This is a genomic window from Erysipelothrix aquatica, from assembly GCF_009828775.2.
Lineage (GTDB): Bacteria > Bacillota_I > Bacilli_A > Erysipelotrichales > Erysipelotrichaceae > Erysipelothrix > Erysipelothrix aquatica.
Window position 1 is genome coordinate 35,560 of the sequence record NZ_WTSY02000010.1, and the last position, 18,433, is coordinate 53,992.

The 18,433-nt window shown below is 39.7% G+C and carries 17 protein-coding genes; 12 read left to right on the forward strand and 5 right to left on the reverse strand.

Annotation, left to right across the window (positions count from 1 at the left end):
* The first annotated feature begins 192 nt into the window (after positions 1-192).
* Positions 193-930 carry a tyrosine-protein phosphatase gene (locus GVV20_RS04360; protein ID WP_159740231.1) on the forward strand — a complete coding sequence of 246 codons (738 nt, stop codon included), beginning with the start codon at positions 193-195 and terminating at the stop codon, positions 928-930.
* Between the two features lie 50 nt (positions 931-980).
* Here the strand turns inward: GVV20_RS04360 and nrdG are convergent, their stop codons facing one another.
* A complete protein-coding gene (gene nrdG / locus GVV20_RS04365; protein WP_159740230.1) occupies positions 981-1,526 on the reverse strand; it encodes an anaerobic ribonucleoside-triphosphate reductase activating protein in 546 nt (181 codons plus the stop codon).
* Positions 1,523-3,850, reverse strand: a complete 2,328-nt coding sequence (locus GVV20_RS04370) for an anaerobic ribonucleoside triphosphate reductase (RefSeq protein WP_159740229.1) — start codon at positions 3,848-3,850, stop codon at positions 1,523-1,525. The genes nrdG and GVV20_RS04370 overlap by 4 nt, the downstream gene beginning before the upstream one ends.
* Positions 3,851-4,015: 165 nt before the next feature.
* On the opposite strand from GVV20_RS04370, the gene GVV20_RS04375 reads away from it, so the two are divergent.
* Positions 4,016-4,222, forward strand: coding sequence for a helix-turn-helix domain-containing protein (locus tag GVV20_RS04375; protein ID WP_236261783.1), 207 nt, complete (start codon positions 4,016-4,018; stop codon positions 4,220-4,222).
* On the opposite strand, the gene GVV20_RS04380 is transcribed toward GVV20_RS04375, so the two are convergent.
* Positions 4,199-5,359, reverse strand: coding sequence for a MalY/PatB family protein (locus tag GVV20_RS04380; protein WP_159740228.1), 1,161 nt, complete (start codon positions 5,357-5,359; stop codon positions 4,199-4,201). The genes GVV20_RS04375 and GVV20_RS04380 overlap by 24 nt on opposite strands.
* Before the next feature lie 106 nt (positions 5,360-5,465).
* Here GVV20_RS04380 and GVV20_RS04385 point away from each other — a divergent pair, with 106 nt between their 5' ends.
* Positions 5,466-5,852 (forward strand): VOC family protein, encoded by a 387-nt coding sequence (locus tag GVV20_RS04385; protein ID WP_159740227.1) that lies wholly within the window; start codon positions 5,466-5,468, stop codon positions 5,850-5,852.
* Between the two features lie 2 nt (positions 5,853-5,854).
* On the opposite strand, the gene GVV20_RS04390 is transcribed toward GVV20_RS04385, so the two are convergent.
* On the reverse strand, positions 5,855-6,157 hold the full coding sequence (locus GVV20_RS04390; protein ID WP_159740226.1) for a hypothetical protein: 303 nt from the start codon (positions 6,155-6,157) through the stop codon (positions 5,855-5,857).
* Positions 6,154-6,540: a MerR family transcriptional regulator gene (locus tag GVV20_RS04395; RefSeq protein WP_159740225.1), complete on the reverse strand. Its 387-nt coding sequence runs from the start codon at positions 6,538-6,540 to the stop codon at positions 6,154-6,156. Before GVV20_RS04395 ends, GVV20_RS04390 begins: the two co-directional genes overlap by 4 nt.
* A gap of 172 nt (positions 6,541-6,712) precedes the next feature.
* On the opposite strand from GVV20_RS04395, the gene secG reads away from it, so the two are divergent.
* The 9 genes from secG to GVV20_RS04440 all read left to right on the forward strand — a co-directional run bounded on the left by secG (position 6,713) and on the right by GVV20_RS04440 (position 18,433).
* Positions 6,713-6,937: a preprotein translocase subunit SecG gene (secG, locus tag GVV20_RS04400; protein WP_159634440.1), complete on the forward strand. Its 225-nt coding sequence runs from the start codon at positions 6,713-6,715 to the stop codon at positions 6,935-6,937.
* A 40-nt stretch (positions 6,938-6,977) separates the two neighbouring features.
* Complete coding sequence (gene rnr, locus GVV20_RS04405; protein WP_159812763.1) at positions 6,978-9,092, forward strand: ribonuclease R; 2,115 nt, start codon at positions 6,978-6,980, stop codon at positions 9,090-9,092.
* On the forward strand, positions 9,055-9,501 hold the full coding sequence (smpB, locus tag GVV20_RS04410; RefSeq protein WP_159634434.1) for an SsrA-binding protein SmpB: 447 nt from the start codon (positions 9,055-9,057) through the stop codon (positions 9,499-9,501). Before rnr ends, smpB begins: the two co-directional genes overlap by 38 nt.
* An 83-nt stretch (positions 9,502-9,584) precedes the next feature.
* Complete coding sequence (locus GVV20_RS04415) at positions 9,585-10,139, forward strand: LemA family protein (protein WP_159634431.1); 555 nt, start codon at positions 9,585-9,587, stop codon at positions 10,137-10,139.
* 42 nt (positions 10,140-10,181) lie between these two features.
* Positions 10,182-12,056, forward strand: a complete 1,875-nt coding sequence (locus GVV20_RS04420) for a DUF2207 domain-containing protein (RefSeq protein WP_159741436.1) — start codon at positions 10,182-10,184, stop codon at positions 12,054-12,056.
* Positions 12,057-12,133: 77 nt separating this feature from the next.
* Positions 12,134-13,849 carry an ABC transporter ATP-binding protein gene (locus tag GVV20_RS04425; protein WP_159741435.1) on the forward strand — a complete coding sequence of 572 codons (1,716 nt, stop codon included), beginning with the start codon at positions 12,134-12,136 and terminating at the stop codon, positions 13,847-13,849.
* Positions 13,818-15,506, forward strand: a complete 1,689-nt coding sequence (locus GVV20_RS04430) for an ABC transporter ATP-binding protein (protein ID WP_159741434.1) — start codon at positions 13,818-13,820, stop codon at positions 15,504-15,506. The genes GVV20_RS04425 and GVV20_RS04430 overlap by 32 nt, the downstream gene beginning before the upstream one ends.
* Before the next feature lie 109 nt (positions 15,507-15,615).
* Positions 15,616-17,049, forward strand: a complete 1,434-nt coding sequence (gene cdaA, locus GVV20_RS04435; protein ID WP_159812761.1) for a diadenylate cyclase CdaA — start codon at positions 15,616-15,618, stop codon at positions 17,047-17,049.
* Positions 17,042-18,433, forward strand: a complete 1,392-nt coding sequence (locus GVV20_RS04440) for a CdaR family protein (protein WP_159812759.1) — start codon at positions 17,042-17,044, stop codon at positions 18,431-18,433. Before cdaA ends, GVV20_RS04440 begins: the two co-directional genes overlap by 8 nt.

Below are 18,433 nucleotides of genomic sequence, written 5' to 3' on the forward strand. Positions count from 1 at the left end.
GACCTCGATGAGGGCTCAGTGGTCTAGGCTGGCCGTTCTCAAATACCAGTGATGGAGATCCTAGGTACTTGCCGAGCATGCGCTCTTGGTATTATACTATCCTTTAAGTATCTAGTTTTCGTCAATGATACGTTAAATTTAGGTTAATTTGGATAAATTATGATACAATTTGAAACAACTTGGAGGTTTTCTATGAAAAGTGAATTAATCAATTTTAGAGATTTTGGTGGGTATCCGACACAGGATGGCCGTTTTATTAAAGAAGCAATCTTTTTCCGTTGTGGATCATATCGTGATCTTACAGAGGAAGATCGTGACTACATTCGTTCGTTAAACATTCAAAACTTATGTGATTACCGAGAAGTGAGTGAGCTTGATCGAGACGAACTTCGCGAAACGTTTGCGAAGAAAGTTTATACTATTTCAGCATCTGAACATCTCGGAGGCTTTGAAGATGATAAGAACCTTCCATACACAGCCTTGTCATCAGAAGATATGGAAGTTTTCTATACTAAATTAGTATTTGATAATCCGGCATACATCAATGTCTTCCAAATACTACAAGAAGAGAATTCAGTTCCTTATCTTCATAACTGTACAGCAGGTAAAGATCGGACCGGTGTTGGTACGGCACTCATTCAGTTAGCGCTTGGAATGAGCGAAGAAGATGTTCTCTTTGATTTCTTGAAATCAATTCAAGCCTTTGATGCGATCGTGGAAAACGAAGTTCGTCGCTTGAAATATGGTCGTAGTATTGAAACCTTATATCACAAAATGCCAGGACTAATTGTGAAACCTTCGTACTTAAATGCGGCACTGGATACGATTAAAGCCAAACATGGAACATATGATGCATACTTCGAAGCAGAGTATGGATTAACAGCAGATAAAATCGCGGCACTTCGTGACCGTTTCACAGAAACACGTTAAAAGACATCTTCGGATGTCTTTTCTTATATAAAAACACTCCCGAGGGAGTGTTAAATAAAGATATCATGGTCTCGGTCTGATTCATCCTCAACGGGATCAACAAAGACAGTAGAGACAACAACTTTTCCAGCTGCAAGAGATTGTGGGACATCAATAATTCGTTGATTTGACGAGCCCCGAAAGAGTGCTGCCATGCTTTTCTTACGAATCATAAACCGCCCATCAATTAAAATATCCAAACAGCCTAAGAATTTTTGAACATAAGGATCTTGATGTCGCATAAGGGCTTCATATTTAAAACCTGTGTAGGACCAAAGGTTGTACCCTTCTTCTTTGAGTCTTTTAGCAATTAGATATAATGCCTCTGCTTGAATAAACGGTTCACCACCAGAAAATGTTACTTTACCGAGATTAGCATCTAAAACTTGAGTAATCACATCGTCAACTGCGATAAGTTCACCACCATCGTACGGTATCGATTTTTGATTGTGGCAACCAGGGCAATTATGTGGACATCCTTGTGTGAAAATTACGGATCGGATGCCTTCTCCATCCACTATTGAATCTGAAATGAAGGATGAAAGTCTTATGTTCATAGACTATGTTTTACACGTTCACTTTCTTCTGAACGTTTTGCATCGTTAAAGCGGTCCAGTGTTCCAACGAGGTACCCGGTGATACGACGGATGCGTTCAAAACCGTAATCTCCCTCAGATTCGTGACGGCCACAGCTTGGACATTCGTCATTAATAATTCCAGTATAACCACATGCTGGATCACGATCTACTGGGTGGTTAATCGCACCATATCCGATTTCAGAATCGTGCATCATACGTACGACTTCTTCGAATGCTTCAAGGTTTTGTGTCGTATCGCCATCGAGTTCCACATAACTGATATGACCACCGTTTGTGAGTGCGTGATACGGTGCTTCGATTGCGAGTTTGTCTTTAATTGAAATGTCATAATAAACGGGTACATGGAATGAATTGGTGTAGAAGGAGCGATCTGTTACATCCTCGATACTTCCAAAAATCGAACGATCAATACTTACGAAGCGTCCGGATAAACCTTCAGCAGGTGTTGCAATTAATGAGAAATTGAGGTGTGTTTCTTCCGTAAAGGCATCAGCACGATCACGCATGTGTTGAATAATTTCTAATCCAAGACGCTGTGCTTCTTCACTTTCACCGTGATGTTGACCAATTAATGCTTTCAAACATTCAGCAAGGCCGATGAATCCAAATGCCAAAGAACCGTGTTTCAATACTTTATGCAAGTTGTCTTTTGGTTTCAGTGATTTTGAGTTCTTCCAAACGCCTTGACCTAATAAGAACTTAAAGTTTGCGACCGATTTTCCACATTGGATACGGTAACGTTCAAGAAGTTGGTACTTCGTCAGATCAATGAGGTGATCTAATTCTTCATAGAAACCTTCAATGTCTGGGGTTTCATGCGTAAGAATTCCGTGTTTGATTCCTAAGCGAACAAGGTTAATTGAGGTAAAGCTAAGGTTACCACGCCCAATTACTTCTTCGTTTTCGGGGTCATTGATATCACTCATGACTCGAGTACGACATCCCATATAGGTAATCTCTGTTTCATAGCGGCCTTCTTTATAATATTGTTTATTGAAGGGACTATCGATGAAGGAGAAGTTAGGGAAAAGACGCTTAGCTGAAACTTTAATAGCAAGTTTGAAGAGATCATAGTTAATATCTTCAGGGAAGTAGTTAATACCTTCTTTTACTTTGAAAATCGCAATTGGGAAAATTGGTGTTTCCCCTTTTCCAAGACCTTTGTCGAGTGCTTTAAGATAATTCTCGACAACCATCCGACCTTCAGGAGTAATATCTGTACCAAAGTTTATCGAACTAAATGGTACTTGCGCACCTGCACGTGAATGCATGGTATTTAAATTGTGGATAAATGCTTCCATAGCTTGGAAGGTGATACGGTCTGTAACACGTAGCGCTTTATCATACGCTTTATCAATAATCTGGAGAGACTTTTCGTCATCTTTAACGAATTTACCAAAATCTTTGGTATCAATGGTTAGTGAATCTAATTTGTCGATATGTTTGATGATGCCTTTAATATCGGCAGCTTCAAGTAAATCGGCAATTTCAAGGAAGTCATAAACACGTTGTTTGAGTTGTTTCTTGAAAGTGAGTAGTACGCCAGGCGCCATGTAATGATCAAAGGCAGGGATACTTTGTCCACCATGTTGATCGTTTTGGTTTGATTGAATCGCAATAGCAGCAAGTGCGGTATACGACATAATGTCTCGTGGAGAACGGAGATGACCGTGTCCTGTTGAGAATCCATTTTCAAAAAGTTGTTCGAGATTGATTTGGTTGCAAGTAGTTGTTCCCATTGGAAGGAAGTCCATATCATGAATATGAATTTGACCAGAGTCATGGGCTTCATAAAAATCTTCATCCATTTGATAGGCTTTCGCAAATTCTTTAGAAATGGTCGAACCAAATTGGAGCATCATACCCATTGGACTGTTTCCATCAACGTTGGCATTTTCGCGTTTATCGTCATTATCAATGGCTTCTTTTTGGTTCAATTTTTCAATCGCTTTGAGGAATTTGTGTTGTTTTGAAATAAAAATCTTACGGGATTCGTTACGACGGTTTCGATAGGACGCAAAGGACTCGTAAACATCCGTAAAGTTTTGACGCAGTAATTCACGCTCAATTAAATCCTGTATGTGTTCAATCGAGATATACTCTTCACGTTTGGATAGTTCTTCGATTTGTGTCAATACAGCATTATAGACGTGGTTGACATCATCGCCGCTATACTTGTCAGACTCTAATGAGTCAAAGCCTTTTTTGATTGCGACCGCAATCTTTTCACCATTAAATTTGGCCTTTTGGTTGTCACGTTTTAAGATAATTATGTTAGTCATGTAGTGCGACCCTCCCTAATGTATCTATCATAAATAATTAAAAATAAAAAGGCTATCAAATCTCGGGTGTAAATCGATAGTACATCATTTCACAAACTTTAAAGTTAAATATTTAACGATAAAAATTAAACTTATGCTATACTTTGTTAAAGAGGAGGGGTTTTTATGATTATTGTTAGGTTAGATCGGGTCATGGCGGATCGTAAAATGACACTGCGGGAACTCTCGGAGCGAACGCAAATTTCTGAGGTCAATCTCTCGAAATTAAAAAATTCAAAGGTGAAGGCAATTCGCTTCACGACTTTGAATTCGATTTGTACAGAATTAAAATGTCAGCCTCGAGACATCTTAGAGTTTGTTTACGATCTCTAAGACACGGTCACATGCTTCGACGATGTATCGTTGTGGGCCTGCAAGGTTCATCCGTAGGAAACCAGCACCGTTGGCACCAAATGCCTCACCATCGCTTGCAAAGAAATACGCTTCAGACTCGAGTCGTTGTAATAACGCAGGGTCTTTTTTTATGACTTCTCGGAAATCCATCCAAATAAGATATGTTGCTTCAAGGGGAGAAACGATAATATCAGTTGCGGCAAAACGCTCGGTAACGATTGCGGCATTCGCTTCAATTTCCTGAAGGGCTTGATCTAACCACGGTTGTCCCTTTCGATATGCAACTTCAGCAGCTTGAATCGCAAGCGCATTTGCACCAAGGGTTCCGTATCGTTCGCCATGATTGACGAATTGGTGGCGAAGTCGTTCATCTTTTATAATAATATTAGAAATTTTTAATCCTGCGAGATTAAAAGTCTTGCTGACCGATGTACAGATGATAGCCTGTGGGTCAAGGGTCCCATAACTCACATGTTGGTGTCCAGAGAGTGTTAAGTCGGCATGAATCTCATCAGAAATTACAGGGACATTATATTGAAGACTCAGTGCGTGGATGCGCTCAAGCTCATCACGTGTCCAAACACGGCCAATTGGATTATGAGGATGACACATAATCATGACAGTATTTGCAGGGTCTTTAAACTTCGCCTCAAGATCTTCAAAATCAATACTGTATATACCGTTCTGATTGATAAGATCCGATGTAGCTGGAACTCGGTGAACTGCTTCCAACATTTTGAAAAAAGAATGGTAGACAGGCGTCAATAAAATAACCCCATCACCTTCAGTTGTCATAACCTCTAAAGCCATTTTGATTGCAGTAATGACACCAGGTGTCGTGATAATATCATCACAGTGAATATCGAGGTGGTAGTGATTGTGCATCCATTGGCATACAGCTTTAGTATACGTTTTAGACGCTTTCGTATATCCTAATATATCTTCAGCTAGGTAAGTCTGTAGGGTATGCGTAATGATGGGGTCTGTTTGCCACTCCATTTCCGCAACCGTAAAGGGCATGATGTCCATTGCTTCAGTTTCTGGAAAAGCTTCTAACATTGCATCCCACTTGTAACTACGCCCAAAGCGTTTAATCGCATTATGATTAAAGTTCATTGTTATCGATCCTCCATAATAGTTTAATCATAACAAATATCATCGAGAAATCGTAAGAATTCGCTTAACATGTTATACTCGAAATATTAAGGCTACGGAGGAACGTATGATTCATCATCTTGAAATATATGTAAAAGATTTAAAGCGGACACGGTTATTTTATGAACGGTTGTTTGCCCTTTTGGACTATGAATTATACCAAGAATGGGAAAAGGGCTTCAGCTATCGGAAGCATGAAACGTATCTAGTCTTTGTGCAAGTGGAAAAGGCATACGAAAGCGCGGGCTATCATCGCAAGCAAATTGGGCTGAACCACCTTGCTTTTGGGGTCACCACACCACACGATGTTGATTGTATTCGCCAAGCACTCAGTGGGTTTGTCGATGAACTGTATGCTGATGCTTACCCCCATGCAGGAGGACAGGATGTGTACACTTACTTTTTTGAAGATCCAGATCGGATTAAATTGGAAGTTGTTGCACTGGAATCCTAATTTTATCTGCTGATCAGAAGTGGAAGGATTGCAAGTCCACACAAAATCACCCGAATTGCATGGTGAGGCCAGTTAATTTGCCCTTGCTTATAACCGTTGTAGATTGCGCTATCTATAATGAGAACAAGTCCACTGAGTACCAACCACCATTGGGTAGTTTCACGGTGTATGCCTTGGTAGATACCTCCAAGAATCAATAGAGATCCAAGCAGCATCGTCCATGGTCCGATGTGTTTCAGTCGCAGATTTACAAGTGCAGTCAATCCATGTAAGGTCGCGATGATGAGTAAAGGCGCATAGTTCATAGTTCAAAGGTTTCCTTTGATGCCATTATTTCCAATTTTGTCAAAATGTTTGAAAGTCGTTGTTCTGCAATGTCGATATGGTGTCGTTGAATGCGTAAAGCAGACTGTTTCGCTTCGAAAAAGTCTATATATGCAGCCAAATTCTCATGATTCACACGTGTGCCATCGAGTAAAGCCTCGCTCGCATCAAACACATATCGGATATCGCGAATCGAAAACCCCAAACTCCGAAGTAATTGAATATGTTCAGCAAGCACGATTTGGTCATCGCTAAAATCCCAAAAATGATGTGCATGCGTATATGTTAAGAGTTTTTCTTTGGTATAGAAACGAAGTGTGTCTACACTAATGCCAGTTCGTTTTGATAATTCGCCAATTTTCATAATGGTCACCTCTATCTTGATTCTATGATATAGAGTGCACTCCATGTCAAGTCGATAATTCCAACATCGAAACACAAATGAAAGTCTCGCAACAACAAACATTGTGTTTTATCCGATACTTTGATAAAATGTTGAGTGAATATAAACAGAAAAATAGAAAAGGTGCGATATTATGGAAAGAATATTATTACTTATTGTATCCGCGGTTATTATTATTTTATCTCTATTACAAAGTGGAAAAACAGAAGGATTCACAGGGGCATTCTCAGGAAGCAAAGGGTTAGATTTATTTTCAAACTCTAAAGAGCGTGGCGCAGAGAAAGTTCTCTCAAACGCAACATTTGTTTCAGGTGCATTATTTATTGTACTTGTGATCGTTACACTTTTAAATCAGTAAGAGGATAAGAAACCGCGATAAGCGGTTTTTATTTCGTTAGATGACACATTACGATAAAATACGCGAAGGCTTAATTAAAGGAAAAGAACCGAGAACGTTGGAAGTTTTAATAGAGAGCTTCAAAACAATGTTCAATTTAAGCGAAAAAGAGATTAATAAAGAATTAGAAGCAATGATAGAAGCACAAGAAATTGTGTTGGATGAGGGCGTCGTCTTTGTCATTGATAATATCCATTATGCGATTGGAACGTTTAAAGCGGTCCGTGATACATTTGGATTCGTAGAAAATGAAGCAGTTTCGATTTATGTCGGAAGTGCTGATTTTAAAGATGCCTTGGATTCCGATACAGTGCTCGTTGAGATTAAGAGTGCTGAAAAACAATATGGAATTATTCGCAAGACCCTCCAACGCAACAGAACTGTCCTTCTTGGTACAATGAAACAAAAAGGGAAACGTATTTTCTTTGTCCCCTATGATAATAAGATTTCAAAATTGGTGGATTATGATGCGAATGGCCATAACCTTGAGGCTAACCAACGGGTTATTGGCGATATTACAGCAATTGATGATCGCATTCATGTAAAGATTTCATCAGTGTTGGGTCAAGCAGATGAGCCTGGAATGGATGTGCGTTCGGTCCTTTTTGTGTATGGCATTGATGTGCCTTTTGATGATGAAGTCATTGAAGCAGCAAAAGCTGTACCAGAAAGTATTGATCAAAACGAAACGAAGGGACGTATGGATCATCGTGATCAGTTCGTCATCACCATTGATGGTGAAGATGCTAAAGACTTAGATGATGCAATCTATATGGAAACACTTGCGAATGGTTATCGCTTATATGTACACATTGCCGATGTTGCACATTATGTGCCTGAAGGAAGTGCAATTGCGATAAGTGCCTACAACCGTAGTTCATCCGTTTATATGGTGGATCGTGTTGTACCAATGTTACCAAAAGTACTGTCAAATGGAATCTGCTCCCTCCATCCCAATGTTGATCGTCTAACCATGACAACCCAAATTGATATTGGGTTCAACGGAGAAATTCTTGACTATAATATTTATGAATCTGTCATTCATTCCAAACGACGTATGAGCTATCAAGAAGTTAACTCTGGTCAAGATTTGGGAAGTGTGCAGCCGATGATTGATTTAATGATGGAATGCGCACGCCGTCTTAAATACAAACGCGAACAAGCAGGTTCGATTGGTTTTGATTCAGACGAAAGTAAGTTTGTGATTGATAATGATGGCAAGGTCTTGGATATTTACCGTCGCCAAACTGGTGAAGCCGAGGAAATGATTGAAATGTTTATGGTTACAGCGAATGAAGTTGTAGCACAACAAGCCCGTTATGCCTTCATTCCTGTTTTATACCGTGTCCATGAACACCCATCAAAAGAAAAGATGCAGGATTTATCCCACACACTGCGTATCTTAGGATATGTCATGAAAGGGAATCTAGAAGAAATTCATCCCAAGACACTTCAAAAAGCCCTTGAGTATTTTGAAGGAAAACCGGAAATGCCAGTTGTATCCAAGTTAATGTTACGTTCGATGAGTAAAGCGAAGTATAGTGAGGAACCGTTGGGCCATTTTGGACTAGCATTGGAAGACTACACACACTTTACATCGCCAATTCGCCGTTACCCGGATTTACTCTTGCACCAACGTTTGAAAAAGTATCTCGTACATCAAGATCGTCGTCACGAAGCGAAAGACGAACAATTCACAATCGAAGCTGGGAAACATGCATCATCCAAAGAACGATCCATTCTTGAAGCTGAACGTCAAGTTGAGAAAATTAAGAAGGCACAATTTATGGAAGATAAAGTTGGGGAAGTCTATATGGGTTACATCAGCGGTGTCTCCAATTTCGGAATATTTGTCGAACTTCCAAATACAGTTGAAGGACTGGTTCATGTTCGTAATCTTAAAGATGATTTCTATCAATACGATGCAACTGCACAGAAAATGATTGGTGAGCGCACCAAGAAAACCTATGCAATTGGACAGAAAGTCAAAGTAAAACTTATGAGCGTTGACATGTTGGAGCATGTTGTGAACTTTGAGTTTATAGAACCACGAGTACGAAAGGGGCGTCGAAAACCGAATGAGCGTCGTCGCAAAAAATCGAAAAGCATATCATGATTACTTTATCGAAGATGAATTTGAGGCTGGAATGGTTCTACTTGGAACCGAAATCAAATCCATCCGTGACGGTAAAGTACAATTAAAAGAAGCGTTTATATCCATCAAAGATGGAGAAGCGTGGATAAAGGGCATGCACATTGGTTTGTATGAACAAGGGAATCGTTTTAATCACGACGAACTTCGAGATCGCAAACTACTCTTGCATAGCCATGAAATTGAAAAATTACAAAAGGGGCAAACCCTACAAGGGTACACCATTGTGCCGTTGAACATTCACCTCAGTAAAGGCCGCGCAAAATTACAAATAGCCTTAGCGAAGGGAAAACATCTCTATGACAAACGTCAAACAGAGAAAGAACGCAGCCAGAAAAGAGACATCCAAAAGGCCATGAAAGGTCAGTACTAGAGCCCGCGAAAGCGGCTCTTTTCCTTTAATTGACAATCAAATGCGAACGATGTACTATTAAAGTAATACAGGAGGTATCCGATATGATTGGATTATACGTATTAATAGGAATTGTTGTTATTGTGGCATTCTATGCAATTGCGCAATACAATGGCTTTGTAAAACTTAGAAATCTTGTGGAAGAAGCATTCTCGACAATGGATGTCTACCTCAAAAAACGATATGACTTAATTCCTAACTTAGTGGAAACAGTCAAAGGCTATGCAGCACACGAATCAGAAACATTAGAAGGTGTTATTGCAGCTCGTAATGCCGCAGGACATGCGTCAACTCCAGAAGCACGTATGCAAGCAGAAGGTGACCTTAGTCAAGTAATGGGAAGACTCTTCGCATTAACAGAGAGCTACCCAGACTTAAAAGCGAACACAAACTTCATGGATCTACAGGGACAATTGAAGACCATTGAAACAGAAATTGCACAATCACGTAAGTACTACAATGGTACCGTACGTCAATACAATACGAAACGTGAATCATTCCCATCAAATATTATTGCTGGAATGTTTAACTTTACAGCGAAACCACTTTATGAAGTAACAAACGTGGAAGAGCGCGAAAACGTTAAAGTTCAGTTTTAAGAAAAGGGAGATTCTCCCTTTTTTTAACATAAGGAGAATGCTATGAAACATTTTAAACGCATGCTCGTCATGATGGTTGTACTCTTGGGGCTATGGAGTACACCGGTCCATGCAGCTCAAGATCCAAATATTATAGAAGATATGCATGTGGAGATAAACGTTAAGGATAATGGTGTTTTAGAAATTGAAGAAACCATTAGAATGAATTTTAAAGAGCCGCGTCAAGGAATCTATATAAACATTCCCCAGGAAATGGAAATGGATTTTGATGGCAATCGTAATACTTATTTCTTCCCCATGAAAAACTTCAAAATGATTAGCGATGATGAATATTCTACCGATGAAAGTCGTGAAGGTGTCGTGATTCGTGTTGGGACAAAAGGTGAGTATATCAGTGGTGCCAAAGAATACAAATATTCCTATGAAGTACATACGCGTGCACTTAAAGGTGTAGACCGTCAAATTCTTTACTGGAATATTATTGGTCGTGGTTGGGATTTCCCAATTGAACATACATCATTCAAAGTGACCATGCCAAAACCATTTGAGCTCGAACCACAATTGTATGCGACAACACAAAAATTTCCGGTTGACTATACAGTCGACGGGAATGTCATCACGGGATCCTATGATAAAACCTTGAATCAGCAAGGCTTGTCAATTTGGTTGGAAGTTCCAAACGGTTATTTTACATACCCTGTTTTTGACTATACAATCTATCCAACGATTGCGGCGGTTGTATTAGCACTTCTTGCTATTGCAATCTATTTCAAATTTGGGGTTGAACACCCTGTTGTTGACTCGGTAGAATTTGGTGCACCGCAGGGATTATCCAGTGGTGAAATAGGTTATATTTATCGTGGTTCAAGTAACAATAAAGATATCATTTCTTTGATAATCTATTGGGCTTCTAAAGGCTATCTTATTATTGAAGAACTGGATCCTAATGGGGATAATATTCGCCTTACTAAAATTAGGAAACTAGAATCGGAAAATGAAGAAGAACGCCGCTTGTTTGGTGCATTATTTGCAGGCCGTGAAGAAGTTACAACAAATGAGCTGAACGAAACCTTTGGAGCAACTGTTGCACAGGCCGTTGGCAATATCAGTGGGCGCTTCAAATACAACCCAGAGATGAAAGTCTATGAAACTAAATCTAGCTTTATGAAATTCATTGTCGGGTTATGCGCAGTCATTTTGATGGCCGCAAGCTACGGAACCTTTGCAATTATGGACTCTGGATATTCGATGGATTTCATTTTAGCAGCTGTCATTGGTGGCGTTATCACGATGGTACTCACAGCTGGAGGTTTCTACCTCTTAGCATTTGATGGCATTAATGGTAGTCAAAAGAAAGGTGTATCGTTCATCTTTCCACTAGGTGTCATTGTTCTCGCGTTGAGTTCCATTAGTATTTTAGGGCTCAGTGCTAAAACCTTAGGGTTCATGGTTATCATTTTTGTGAGTTATACAATTACTGTCTATTGTGGTGCAAATACAGGTCGACGTACGCCACAAGGGGCACGTTGGTATGGCCAAATTAAAGGACTCGAACGCTTCATCAAAGTTGCGGAAGAAGAACGTATTAAAGCATTAGCGATGGAATCTCCAGAAATATTCTACGATGTGCTACCTTATGCTTATGTCCTTGGAATTACCGATACGTGGATTAAAAAATTCGAGAAAATCGCAATCCCACAACCGGATTGGTATGTATCGACAAACCCATCGACCTTCACATCACTTTACTTATGGAGTACGTTAAGTCGCTCGATGAATACGATTAATAGCGCTATGGTCAGTGTTCCTGCACCGAAAGGATCTTCGGGTGGTGGTAGCTTTGGCGGTGGTGGCTTCGGAAGTGGCGGCGGCTTTGGCGGCGGTGGCTTTGGCGGAAGCGGTGGCGGAAGCTGGTAATTCAAACTCTATCTAAATGGATGGAGTTTTTTTAACGTCCGAAGTGGTGTATAATTGTGAAAGAAACAGGGTGACTTATGGATTATTTTAAAGGTTATAAATTTAAATCAGTTGCAGCTGTAACTGCAAAACTTGTGGAAGCGATATTTGAACTTATCTTACCGCTACTCATGGCAACACTGGTTGACCAGGGGATTAAAGGTCAAGATATGAACATCGTGTATCGCATGGTTATTTGGATGTTTGTACTTACATTATTTGGGTACATTTCATCATTAGTATGTCAGTACTTGGCATCCCACGTATCGCAGCGTGTTGGTGGTCGAATTCGGACGGCAGTTTTTGCGAAAATCATGGGATTCTCCAAAGAGTCGTATGATTTATACCCCAGTGCAACACTTGCCAATCGAATTACGACGGACATTAACTTGATTCAAGATATGATTGCTCGTGTTATCCGTTTGGGTGTTCGTGCCCCAATTTTGATGATTGGAAGTCTTGTCGCACTTTCGGCGATTAGTGGCAAACTATCGTTACTCTTACTAGCATCATTTCCCCTCTTTGTACTTGTCGTTGTAGGCTTCATGTTTATGTCGATGTTTGGTCATAAAAAAGCAGCTTCTCAACTTGATCGATTGGTGTCAAAAGTTAGTGAATCGTTAAGTGGTGTCCGAATTATTCGTGCATTCTCAAAACAAGACGATTCTAAGAAAACATTTGATCAAGAAAATGAACTGTTAGAAAAATATCAACGTAAGGTGGGTGTGATTACAACGTTATCAAGCCCCGTGACGACTTTAATTATGAATCTCGTACTGGTTGTCCTTATTTATGTTGGGGCCATGGAAATCCAGGTTGGGACGATGACGCAAGGGGAAATTATTGCGGTTATTAATTACTGTACGCAACTTGTCTTAACGTTGATTGTAACCATGAATATTATGATGATTTTCTCCAGAGGTTATACATCCTCAATTCGTGTTCGTGACATTATGCAAACGGAAGTTGTTGTTAGTGATACTGGAACCGAAACAATTAAAGATACAATGACATTACAGTTTGATGACGTTTCTTATCATTACCCTGAAGAAAAACGAAATGTCATTCAAGCTATTAATTTTGAACTGAAACCTGGTGAAGTCATGGGAATTGTAGGATTAACGGGGAGTGGAAAATCAACACTGCTTAAATTAATTCCACGATTTGCGGATGCAACGCAGGGAACGGTCCGTATTAATAACCAACCAATACAAGATTATCAACTGAAAAATTTACGTGATAATATCGGATTTGTATCACAGAGTGCACAATTTATTAAGGGAACACTCGAATATAACATTTTGTTAGGTGGCGCAGGCGATGCATCACAAGCGCTCATTGATGCTCAAGGGGCAGATATCCTTAATAAAGGGTTGGATAGTATTATCGAAATGGAAGGTAAGAACCTATCAGGTGGTCAACGCCAGCGGGTCAGTATTGCGCGGGCACTCGCTAAAAAACCGAAAATTCTTGTCTTTGACGATAGCTTTTCCGCTTTGGACTTTCTCACCGATCGCAATCTGCGGGATAGTTTAGCGAAAAACTATACGTCAATGTCGCAAATCATAGTAAGTCAGCGCACAACGTCAGTGATGGATGCCAACAAAATCCTTGTATTAGATGATGGAAAAATTGTTGCATCAGGAACTCACGATGAGCTCATGCAAACGAGTGAATTGTATGCGACAATTCACCGTATTCAAACTGAAGGAGGTCAGACCAATGAAAAAAACGAAAGTCTATCTCTTACTTAGCATCACGATTGTTTGTTCGCTTTTGGCAGCAATTACGCTCGTACTAACACCATTTTACCTAGGAAAAGCAATTGATTTTATGATTGGAAAAGACAATGTCGATATGGTCGGTGTTGTGGAAATGTTGAAGATTGCTCTGATGCTCTATGCCTCTAACTTTATACTGACATGGCTCGTTTCGCTTTTCGCAAACCAAGTTTCAGTTGGCATCGTTGGAAGTCTTCGTGAAAAACTCTTTGCACATATCAACAAACTTCCTGTCGGATATTTGGATACTCATTCTCATGGTGATATTCAATCGCGCTTTGCAATGGATAGTGAGTTGATTCTTGACGGTATGTATCAACTGATTACCCAACTTATTGGAGGGATATTTGTTGTTGTTATATCAGCCTATTTCATGTTCTCAATCAATGTGATGATGACAGTAATTGTAATTGCACTTGTACCCCTTATGTACATAACATCGCGATTAGTCGCAAAACACTCGTTGCAACTTTATAAAAAACAACAAGCCATTGCCGGTGAAATAAGTGGAACAGTGAACGAATATTTTGCCAATAACACGCTATTACTTGCATACAATCATCAAGAAGACGCCATTGCTAAATTTGAAGCCCTGAATGCAGCGTTGAATGATGTCGGCGAACGGGCACAGTTTATTTCGGCAATTACCAATCCAACAACACGCGTCGTCAACAATATTAGTTATCTCTTGATTGGTTTGGTTGGTGCCTTTGCAGTTCGTGAATGGGGATTGACTGTCGGGTTATTAACAAGTTTTATTAGTTACTCAATGATGTTCTCTAAACCTTTTAACGAATTTAGCGCTGTCGTAGCACAAGTTATGGCGGGACGTGCATCGTTAGAGCGAATTAACGCGATTCTTGAAGAGCCGCTTGAGAGCAACAACGCTCATGAACAAAAACTAGACGGTAAGGTTGTTTCCTTTGAAGATGTCCAATTTTCATATGTTGAAGGAAAACCCTTGATTAAAAACTTAAGTCTCGAAATTAAACCACTTTCAAAAGTGGCGATAGTTGGTCCAACAGGTGCTGGGAAATCAACATTGATCAACCTCTTAATGCGCTTCTACGACATTGATTCAGGAAGTATTAAAATTGATGGCGTTGATTTACAATCGGTGAGCAAACAATCGATTCGCGATACAATGGGAATCGTACTTCAAGACCCATGGCTCTTTGAAGGAACGATTCGAGACAATATTAAATACGGTAAAGTGGATGCCAGTGATGAAGCAATGTTTGAAGTTTCGAAACAAGCAGGATGCCATGATTACATTATGAGTCTCGACAAACAATATGACACGAGGATCGCGTTAGAGTCCAAGAACATCTCGTTGGGGCAACGTCAGATGATTACAATTGCACGAGCACTGCTCGTCGATGCACCAATAATTATTCTTGATGAAGCAACAAGTAGTTTGGACGTCGTTACCGAACAGCATATTCAAAGTGTCTTTGTTAAAATTATGGAAAAACGAACCAGTTTCTTTGTAGCACACCGCCTTTCAACGGTGATTGACTCAGATGTCATTCTTGTCATGAAAGACGGACAATTGATTGAACAAGGAAACCATGAAGAATTAATGGCTCGAGAGGGCTTCTACCACAAGCTCTATATGAGCCAGTTCTAAATGATAATGTCATGAAAAAATCACATATTGTTTGTGAAATATGATATTCTATAAGACGTACATATACAAATTACGAAAGTGATATAATAAAAAGACCAGGGAGGTACTTATGGAGTTTACCCTACAAACATTACAAACGATTATTCAACAATTAAAAGTCGTTGCAGACTTCTTAATTATATGGGTTCTCGTGTATTACGTACTCAAAATTGTTCGTAATAACTCAAGAACAGTACAGATATTTAAAGGAATAATCCTTATTGTTGTTATGCACTTCATCGCAACGAAGATGAACCTAACAACAACTGCATCCTTATTAGGCATTGCGTTACAATATGGACTGCTTGCATTCGTGGTTATTTTCCAACCGGAAATCCGCAACATGCTCGAGCGTCTTGGAAAGACATCAGTTTTCTCAACATTGCATTCACTTTCAGGAAATGAAAAAGAACGCCTTGTTGATGAACTTGTCGAAGCAACACGAATCCTGTCACAACGTAAGACAGGTGCTTTAATTACGATTGAACAAGGTCACTCACTTACAGACTATATTAAAACAGGTAAAGTTTTAAACTCAGCAGTCACAAGTGATCTTTTAACTTCGATATTTGTAACTTCAACACCACTTCATGATGGTGCGGTAATTATTCAAGGAGACCGTATCGCAGCTGCATCTGCATACTTCCCACCAACAACGGTTGATTTACCTACAAAATATGGTGCACGTCACCGTGCTGCGATTGGTATCTCAGAAATGACAGACTCAATCACAATTGTTGTTTCAGAAGAAACGGGAACAATCTCAATTGCGGAAGGTGGGCGTCTTCGTGAAATGGATGAAACCAGCTTGCGTGACTACTTAAACCTTGTCATCCAAAACATGGAAAAAGAAGTGAGCCATGCCGTTTCAACACGCCGTGCACGCCGCTTAAACTTGTCAAAACTCAACATTGATCCAATTAAGATTGAAAAAATCAATGCTGATGATATCATGATTAAAGATTTTGATGAAGCGCAAGAAGATGATATGGACGTATCACGCCTCATGAATATCTTCAAACGTAAGCCTAAAGAACCAAAAGTTAAGAAGGCTACAGAAGAAACACCTAAGGCATCAGAATCGGCAAAGAAACCAACCGAAGAAAAACCAAAGGCACCGGATGAGTCCATTCGAAAACTCTTCAAGAAACACAAAGTTGAAGACGAAGTAACAGCTACTCCAGATACTACACCAGAAATGCCTGCCGAAACAGCAGTTGAAGCGCCAATCGAAACAATCGTTGAAGAGACAATTGAAGAAACGCCAACAAAAGTAAAAGCAAGCAAGAAAAAAGCATCAACAACGAAAAAAGATGATGTCGCTGTTGAAAAAACAGAAGAAACAACACTCGATGTAGCAGGTGATGTTGCGAAAACAACGAAAACCAAAAGCACAAAAACAAAAAAAGTAACCGACACAAAGACTGTCGTTAAAGAAGTCAAAGAAGAGGCATCCGAAACCGTAATCCCTTCAGAAACGGAAGGAGGTAATGACAATGAGTAACAATAACAAAAAAGATGAAAAAAAGCCGATTGAATCTTCAGAAGAAAAAGTCGAAATTGCGCAGTATATCGCTGATAAGTCGCAGAAAATTTCAAAACGAACAGAAGCATTAGCGAATGGAACAATGCGTGTTCTCCGTTGGATGAGTGACTGGTTTGACCGTTTCCTATTTAACCCACGCCACAGTAAACTTGTCGCATTTGCCGTTGCCCTTGTCGTATACCTCGGATTCAACTCCCAAGGTATTATGACCGCACCACTTGAATATACAAAACCAGATGTTGTTGTGCCAGTATCTGTCACATACAATGCCGAAATGTATGAACTAAAAGGTGTGGACGAAGAAGTTAAAGTAACCTTTATTGGATCACAAAGTGATATTGGTCTGTTGAATGTCAACAGTGCTCTCAAAGTAGAACTTGATTTAAGTGGTTTAACAGAAGGGACGCACCAAGTTAAATATAAAATTGATGGTGTTTCTCCACGTATTAAGACGATGATTGAACCATCCACAGCAAATGTCAAAATTATGACAAAAGAAGCTGAGAAGAAAGAACTATCATCAGACTTTATTAATATGGACAAACTCAATCCAAAATATGTATTGGGTGAACCAGAACTCGAACTTCGTGAAGTTTCAATTCGTGGATCACGTGAAACATTGGATCAAGTAGCCTTCGTAAAAGCATTAATCGATGTAAGTGGTCAAACACAAAACTTTGAAACCGATGCACAAATTGTCGCTTATAACCAAAAAGGTGAAAAACTCGATAAAGTCGATATTATTCCTCAAACAGTTAAGGCGAAAGTAGCCGTAAACGAAACATACAAATCCGTTCCGATTCGTCCAATCTTTGAAGGTGACATGCCAGCAGGTAAAGCTGTAAGCCAATGGAAGATGGATGCGGAGTCAATTACGATTTATGCACCAAAAGAAATTCTCGATAACATCGATGAAGTTCGTGTTCCGATTCCAACATCGGCACTGACATCCGACACCAACAAGTTGTCACAAACTGTAAGTTTACCAGCAGGTGTTCGTCACGGTACGGTAACTAAAGTTAACATTGAAGTTCAACTCGGGCCAGTGGTCTCACAAAAAGTTGATAATGTAGAAATTCTCTTTACTTCAAATGTGAACGATCTGAAACCAAGTGTAAATGGACTTGATCAGGCCGTGATTTCACTCGAAGTCTTCTCAACAGAAGAAAATATTAAAGAATTCAAGCGCGAGAATTTAAGAGTATATATTGATTTACGCAATGCAGTCGTGGGTGATGGCCAACAATTACCATTATTCATTGAATACAACTATCCAAAATCAGGAGTTGTTTACCGCATCGTACCAGAAAAAGAAACAATTACAGTAGATATTATCAAGTAG

What these genes read in the sequence shown, in the direction of transcription:
- secG (WP_159634440.1), top strand. Translation starts at nt 6,713, where the DNA reads ATGGAAAGAATATTATTACTTATTGTATCCGCGGTTATTATTATTTTA.
- GVV20_RS04385 (WP_159740227.1), top strand. Translation starts at nt 5,466, where the DNA reads ATGATTCATCATCTTGAAATATATGTAAAAGATTTAAAGCGGACACGG.
- GVV20_RS04440 (WP_159812759.1), top strand. Translation starts at nt 17,042, where the DNA reads ATGAGTAACAATAACAAAAAAGATGAAAAAAAGCCGATTGAATCTTCA.
- GVV20_RS04390 (WP_159740226.1), bottom strand. Translation starts at nt 6,157, where the DNA reads ATGAACTATGCGCCTTTACTCATCATCGCGACCTTACATGGATTGACT.
- rnr (WP_159812763.1), top strand. Translation starts at nt 6,978, where the DNA reads ATGACACATTACGATAAAATACGCGAAGGCTTAATTAAAGGAAAAGAA.
- GVV20_RS04425 (WP_159741435.1), top strand. Translation starts at nt 12,134, where the DNA reads ATGGATTATTTTAAAGGTTATAAATTTAAATCAGTTGCAGCTGTAACT.
- GVV20_RS04430 (WP_159741434.1), top strand. Translation starts at nt 13,818, where the DNA reads ATGAAAAAAACGAAAGTCTATCTCTTACTTAGCATCACGATTGTTTGT.
- GVV20_RS04395 (WP_159740225.1), bottom strand. Translation starts at nt 6,540, where the DNA reads ATGAAAATTGGCGAATTATCAAAACGAACTGGCATTAGTGTAGACACA.
- nrdG (WP_159740230.1), bottom strand. Translation starts at nt 1,526, where the DNA reads ATGAACATAAGACTTTCATCCTTCATTTCAGATTCAATAGTGGATGGA.
- GVV20_RS04380 (WP_159740228.1), bottom strand. Translation starts at nt 5,359, where the DNA reads ATGAACTTTAATCATAATGCGATTAAACGCTTTGGGCGTAGTTACAAG.
- GVV20_RS04415 (WP_159634431.1), top strand. Translation starts at nt 9,585, where the DNA reads ATGATTGGATTATACGTATTAATAGGAATTGTTGTTATTGTGGCATTC.
- GVV20_RS04360 (WP_159740231.1), top strand. Translation starts at nt 193, where the DNA reads ATGAAAAGTGAATTAATCAATTTTAGAGATTTTGGTGGGTATCCGACA.
- GVV20_RS04375 (WP_236261783.1), top strand. Translation starts at nt 4,016, where the DNA reads ATGATTATTGTTAGGTTAGATCGGGTCATGGCGGATCGTAAAATGACA.
- smpB (WP_159634434.1), top strand. Translation starts at nt 9,055, where the DNA reads ATGAGCGTCGTCGCAAAAAATCGAAAAGCATATCATGATTACTTTATC.
- GVV20_RS04370 (WP_159740229.1), bottom strand. Translation starts at nt 3,850, where the DNA reads ATGACTAACATAATTATCTTAAAACGTGACAACCAAAAGGCCAAATTT.
- GVV20_RS04420 (WP_159741436.1), top strand. Translation starts at nt 10,182, where the DNA reads ATGAAACATTTTAAACGCATGCTCGTCATGATGGTTGTACTCTTGGGG.
- cdaA (WP_159812761.1), top strand. Translation starts at nt 15,616, where the DNA reads ATGGAGTTTACCCTACAAACATTACAAACGATTATTCAACAATTAAAA.